The sequence below is a fragment of the Capnocytophaga sp. oral taxon 412 str. F0487 genome (assembly GCF_000271925.1).
In the GTDB taxonomy this organism is placed as follows: Bacteria; Bacteroidota; Bacteroidia; order Flavobacteriales; family Flavobacteriaceae; genus Capnocytophaga; species Capnocytophaga ochracea.
Map to the genome: position 1 here is coordinate 23,329 of NZ_AJZR01000007.1, position 6,000 is coordinate 29,328.

Below are 6,000 nucleotides of genomic sequence, written 5' to 3' on the forward strand. Positions count from 1 at the left end.
TTTATACCAAATAGAATATTAAACAGAAATCTAAAAATAATTAACAATCTGATTATTATTTAATAATACCTACTTGATAAGAAATGTGTAACAAGTGACAAAATGTCGGTGACTAATTGAATCTCTGTTCATTAACGGGTAGGTACTGATACCTATCTATTTTTGAAGCTAAAAAGTAAATAGTGCCTCTACTCCAAAACACTTACCGAAAATATGGGGAGGAATGAAAACAGTTACTTGGCAGGTTGGAGAGTTCGGAAGATAACGGAGAGATTCGGAAGAGAAATTTTAGGTAAAAGGTAAAAAACAAGAGGTAAAGTAGCTGTTGAGAGAGTGGTGGTAGCTTATACAGAGCTTATAGGAAGCTTATACGAATCTTGGAAGATAGATATAGAAAGGGTATATAAGTAGTTAATAATGAGGGGTTAAGAATGAGTAGAAAAAAGAGATTTAAGCGGATTTAAAGTGGAAGAAAAACAAAAATAAGAGAAAGAACTAATCTTTTTAAAAGAGGAGTGTGGCGATACAAAAATGTGAGATGAGCAAAGGTAAATAGAAAAATAAGCATTCTTCAAGAGAAAAAAGTATAGATAGCTATTAGACTAAAAGACAAGGCGTATTTGCAGAAAACGCAAAGATGAATTTAATACCACAATACCCAAAATACTAATAATACCAAATTAATGATGAGTTGCGAATGGCGAAAGACAAGGTTGCAGGGAAGTAGCACGGAGAAACAAAATATAAAGCCTTTATATTGCGAATTGATATTTTTTTGTACCTTTGCACCAAAATATAGACAAAATGAAAGTAGCTGTGGTAATGGGAAGCAAGAGTGATTTGCCTGTGATGCAGGACGCTATTGATATCCTCAAGTCCTTTGGTATCACAACTGTGGTAGATATCGTATCGGCGCATCGCACGCCTGAAAAGCTGATGGAGTTCAGTCAGAACGCTCATAAAAAAGGCATTCAGGTAATCATTGCGGGAGCAGGGGGTGCAGCTCATTTACCTGGTATGGTTGCCTCGATGTCGCCTTTGCCTGTGATAGGTGTGCCGGTGAAAAGCAGTAACTCTATTGACGGTTGGGATTCTATCCTTTCTATCTTACAAATGCCTGGCGGAGTGCCTGTGGCTACCGTAGCTTTAAATGCTGCTAAGAACGCAGGTTTATTAGCCGTGCAAATATTGGCAAGTGCCAACGCTGAGCTCTTGCGAAAAATGATTGATTATAAAGAAAATTTGAAACAAGCGGTGCTTACTGCCGCAGCAACCCTCGACGATGAATAAAGATACTTTTCAGGGCTCACGTCTTTTATTATTAGACTTTGGCTCGCAATATACCCAACTTATTGCACGCCGTGTGCGCGAATTGAACGTGTATTGCGAAATGCACCCCTACAACCATTTGCCTGAGAACTTAGAAGACTTCTCGGCAGTGATACTCTCAGGTTCGCCTTATTCGGTGCGTAGTGCAGAAGCCTTGCACCCAGACCTATCAGCACTGAAAGGTAAAAAGCCCCTTTTGGCAGTATGTTACGGAGCGCAGTATTTGGCACACTTTGGCGGTGGTGAAGTAGCCCCTTCGAACATACGAGAGTACGGGCGTGCTCACCTTACCTATATTAAGCCTAATGAACCTCTTTTTGAAGGGATTGCAGAAGGAAGTGTAGTGTGGATGAGCCATAGTGACACTATCAAACAATTGCCTACTGGGGCGGTTTGTTTGGCGAGTACTCCTGATGTAGTGAACGCGGCTTATCGCATAGAAGGAGAAGAAACCTACGCAATTCAGTTTCACCCCGAAGTGACCCACTCAGCCGATGGAATGAAGCTATTAGCTAACTTCCTTTTCAAAATAGCGAAACTTACCCCTAATTGGACGTCCGACAACTTTGTAGAGATGACGGTTGCCCAGCTAAAAGCACAAGTGGGTAATGAGAAAGTGATATTAGGCTTATCGGGAGGAGTAGACTCTACGGTAACTGCTGTATTACTTAACAAAGCGATTGGCAAGCAATTACATTGTATTTTTGTAAATAATGGACTCTTACGCAAAAACGAGTTCGAAAACGTACTGAAACAATATGAGGGTATGGGACTGAATGTGAAGGGTGTAGATGCCTCAGCGCGTTTCCTTACTGCCTTAGCAGGCAAAACCGACCCCGAGGAGAAACGCAAAACCATAGGGCGTGTTTTTATTGAAGTGTTTGATGATGAGGCTCATAAAATTACCGATGCTCAATGGTTGGCACAAGGCACTATTTATCCTGACGTGATTGAATCACTATCAGTAAAGGGACCTTCAGCGACTATCAAATCACATCATAACGTAGGAGGCTTACCCGACTATATGAAATTGAAAGTAGTAGAGCCTTTGCGTATGCTCTTCAAAGATGAAGTGCGAAGAGTAGGACGCAGTTTAGGCATCAGCGATGAACTATTAGGCAGACACCCTTTTCCAGGACCTGGATTGGCTATCCGCATTTTGGGAGATATTACTGCCGAAAAGGTAACTATTTTGCAAGAAGTAGATGCTATATTCATCAACGCACTGAAAGAAAATAACCTATACGACAAAGTGTGGCAAGCAGGGGCTATTTTACTGCCTATCAACAGTGTGGGAGTAATGGGAGACGAACGTACCTACGAGCGTGTGGTAGCCTTGCGCGCTGTGGAAAGCATAGACGGTATGACGGCAGATTGGGTAGACTTACCTTATAAATTTCTGCAAAAAGTGTCTAACGATATTATCAATAAGGTGAAAGGCGTAAACCGTGTGGTGTACGATATCAGCAGTAAACCGCCTGCCACGATAGAATGGGAATAGACAATAAACAATTTAGAATTATCAATTAACACTAAAAAATTAAATCATAAGACAATATTATGAAACAACTTTTTACATTAGCTTTGTTATTGTGCTTAGGAGTTGCCTATGCACAACCGCAAACGTACACAGCAAATAACTATGAAAGTATTGAAAATATAGCTAAGACCTATCGCTTTTCGCCCGCTGACATCTTAAAACTCAATCCAGGGCTTAAAGATGGAGTACAAAAGGGAATGACCATTAATATTCCTATTAGTAAAGTGAAGCATTACAATACCCAACGTCCTGTAGGGTTTACAACTCATTTGGTAAAAGGAGGTGAGACTTTCTTTGGTCTGTCGCAAAAATACAACATCACTATTGATGATTTAAAGCGTTATAATTTAGACCTCTATATAAGAGAGTTACAAGAGGGTGAGCGCATTACTATTCCACTATTTAGCAAAACAGCTGAAATGGTACAGAAAAGCGTACAAGGACAAAAGCGGTACGTAGTAAAACCGCAAGAAACACTTTGGCGCATTGCTAAAAATCACAATGTGAGTGTAGAGGAATTGGAAAAGCTGAACAAAAACGAAAAAGGTTTCAACCCTAATAGTATAAGAGAAGGGCAAGAAATCTGGGTGCCAGCCTCTTCTACCGATAGTACAGAGCCTGAACCACCAGCTCGCCCTAATACTAAGAAAGAAGTGGTGCTTTACCTTGTGGAGAGAGGGGAAGGATTTTACAGCTTAGAACGCAAGTTCGGTTTATCGGAAGCTGAGCTTGTGAAACTAAATCCTAGTCTTAAAGATGGATTAAAAAGCGATGCTCAAATATGGATACCCAAAGAGAATTACGAACACTATAAAAGTGCTTCACTGAATAATACAGCAAACTACAACTTTCAGAATTCTAACAATACCTTGCGTTCAGCATCTTCACCAGCCAATGTGAAGGAGATATCTTATATTTTACCTTTTAAACTATCAGATGTCAGCACTGGGCAAGTTGCTATTATAAAATCTAGACTTACTGAAAATAAACTAACTCCTGTGGCTACCGATTTCTATTCAGGAGCTCTAATAGCTTTGGACTCTCTTCAAAAAATGGGATATAAGTTTAAAGTGAACGTATACGATAGTGAAGGTGATTTAAAGAAGATAGCTTCTAACGCTTCAGTACAGAACTCACAAGTAGTAATAGGTCCTTTTACCACCAAATCGTTTAATACTTTAGCATCATTGGTTACAAATAACAATACGATATTATTAGCTCCTTTATCTAATAAGAATATAACTCTCAATCCTAATGTGTATCAGACCTTACCGAACGATGAGGTGTTGCAAGCACAAATGATTGACTATCTGAATAAAAACTATTCAGATGAGAATATGATTATCTTAGCTGATAGCAAGAATAGTTCTTTGCGTGAGAAATTAGAGCGTTCATTCCCTAATGCTAAGGTAGTAACCGAAATGTCGGCTAATGGATTTGTTAATGCTCTAAACTACAACAAGGAAAATGTAGTGTTATTACAGTCGAATGATATAGGTTACGTGTCGATGGCAGTGCGTTTGTTGCACAATGCGCTTAAATCTAAAAGGAACAACACCTTCCCTAAGATTATGTTGGCGACTGTGGATAGAGGTTCAGTATACGATTCTAATAACCTTTCTAACAACCAGCTATCCGATTTACGTTTTACTTATCCTACTGTAAATAAATATTCTAATGGTACAGATAGTTTTTCTGCGCGATATTTAAAGACTTATGGTATTCTACCTAATAAGTATGCTATTCGCGGGTTTGACCTTACTATGGATGCTGTATTGCGTTTGGGAGTATCGGGCAATCTTACTAGTGCCAATACACGTATAGGAGAGACTTCTTACTTAGAGAATAAATTTGCTTACCTAAAAAATTTCTATAAAGGTGGTGGCTATGAAAACCAAGGCGTATATATTGTACAGTATGACAATATGGAAGTAAAAGAATTAAAATAAAACAAAATTATAATTAAAAATGAGAGTAGCAGTAGTAGGCGTTACCGGAATGGTAGGTAACGTGATGTTAGAAGTACTTGCAGAACACAAATTTCCTGTAACTGAATTAATTCCCGTAGCATCAGAGAAGTCAGTAGGGAAGAAAATTACTTTTCAAGGAACTGAATATACTGTGATAGGCTTACAACAAGCCATATCGCTCAAACCCGATTTAGCTCTTTTTTCAGCAGGAGCTACCGTCTCTAAAGAATGGGCACCTAAGTTTGCCCAAGTAGGGACAACAGTGGTAGATAACTCATCGGCGTGGCGTATGGACGACACTAAAAAATTAGTAATTCCTGAAATCAATGCCGATGTGCTTACGAAAGACGATAAGATTATTGCAAACCCTAATTGTTCTACGATACAGATGCTCGTAGCTTTAGCTCCTTTACAAAAGAAATACGGTATCAAGCGTGTGGTAGTCTCTACTTACCAGTCGATTACAGGTACAGGAGTGAAAGCCGTACGTCAGTTAGAAAACGAATACAAAGGTGAAAAAGGCGAGATGGCTTATCACTACCAAATACACCGCAATGCGATTCCTCATTGTGACGTGTTTGAGGATAATGGTTATACCAAGGAAGAAATGAAATTGGTGCGTGAAACTAAAAAGATACTCCGAGACGACAGTATAGCAGTAACGGCTACAGCGGTACGCATACCGGTAGTAGGTGGACATAGCGAAGCGGTGAATGTAGAATTGAAAAAGGATTTTAATATTGATGAAGTGCGTGCACTCTTAGCACAATCGCCTGGGATTAAGGTGCAGGATAACACTGATACGAATACTTACCCCATGCCACTGTACGCTCACGGCAAGGATGACGTATTTGTAGGGCGTATCCGTCGTGACGAGTCACAACCTAATACTCTTAACTTATGGGTAGTAGCTGATAACCTGCGCAAAGGAGCTGCTACTAATACCATACAGATTGCTGAGTATCTCATCGCACATAAACTGTTGTAGTAACGATGTATTTGAAAAGTATTAATGTTTAGAAAATATAAAAGTGTTACATTGATAATAAGAAAATAAAATATATAAAATTTTATAAATCTTATAATCAATTACTTACCAAATTATTAAAATTTTTCTTCAAAAAAAATGTATAAAAATTTTGGAGGTTAGGAAAAAGGTTA

Annotated in this window: 4 protein-coding genes; all 4 read left to right on the forward strand. The window is 38.9% G+C overall.

The window, feature by feature from the left end; all coding sequences use genetic code 11:
* Positions 1–804: 804 nt before the first annotated feature.
* Genes purE through HMPREF1321_RS01530 form a run of 4 tightly spaced genes read left to right on the forward strand, consistent with a single transcriptional unit; the run spans position 805 to position 5,827 of the window.
* Positions 805–1,290: a 5-(carboxyamino)imidazole ribonucleotide mutase gene (purE, locus tag HMPREF1321_RS01515; protein ID WP_009421055.1), complete on the forward strand. Its 486-nt coding sequence runs from the start codon at positions 805–807 to the stop codon at positions 1,288–1,290.
* Entirely contained in the window at positions 1,283–2,830 is a 1,548-nt protein-coding gene (gene guaA / locus HMPREF1321_RS01520) for a glutamine-hydrolyzing GMP synthase (RefSeq protein ID WP_009421048.1), read from the forward strand. The genes purE and guaA overlap by 8 nt, the downstream gene beginning before the upstream one ends.
* A gap of 59 nt (positions 2,831–2,889) precedes the next feature.
* Positions 2,890–4,818, forward strand: a complete 1,929-nt coding sequence (locus tag HMPREF1321_RS01525; protein WP_009421045.1) for a LysM peptidoglycan-binding domain-containing protein — start codon at positions 2,890–2,892, stop codon at positions 4,816–4,818.
* Positions 4,819–4,837: 19 nt separating this feature from the next.
* Entirely contained in the window at positions 4,838–5,827 is a 990-nt protein-coding gene (locus HMPREF1321_RS01530) for an aspartate-semialdehyde dehydrogenase (RefSeq protein WP_009421058.1), read from the forward strand.
* Positions 5,828–6,000 lie beyond the last annotated feature (173 nt).

Coding starts and splice junctions, on each gene's coding strand:
- purE (WP_009421055.1), top strand. CDS start 805: ATGAAAGTAGCTGTGGTAATGGGAAGCAAGAGTGATTTGCCTGTGATG.
- guaA (WP_009421048.1), top strand. CDS start 1,283: ATGAATAAAGATACTTTTCAGGGCTCACGTCTTTTATTATTAGACTTT.
- HMPREF1321_RS01530 (WP_009421058.1), top strand. CDS start 4,838: ATGAGAGTAGCAGTAGTAGGCGTTACCGGAATGGTAGGTAACGTGATG.
- HMPREF1321_RS01525 (WP_009421045.1), top strand. CDS start 2,890: ATGAAACAACTTTTTACATTAGCTTTGTTATTGTGCTTAGGAGTTGCC.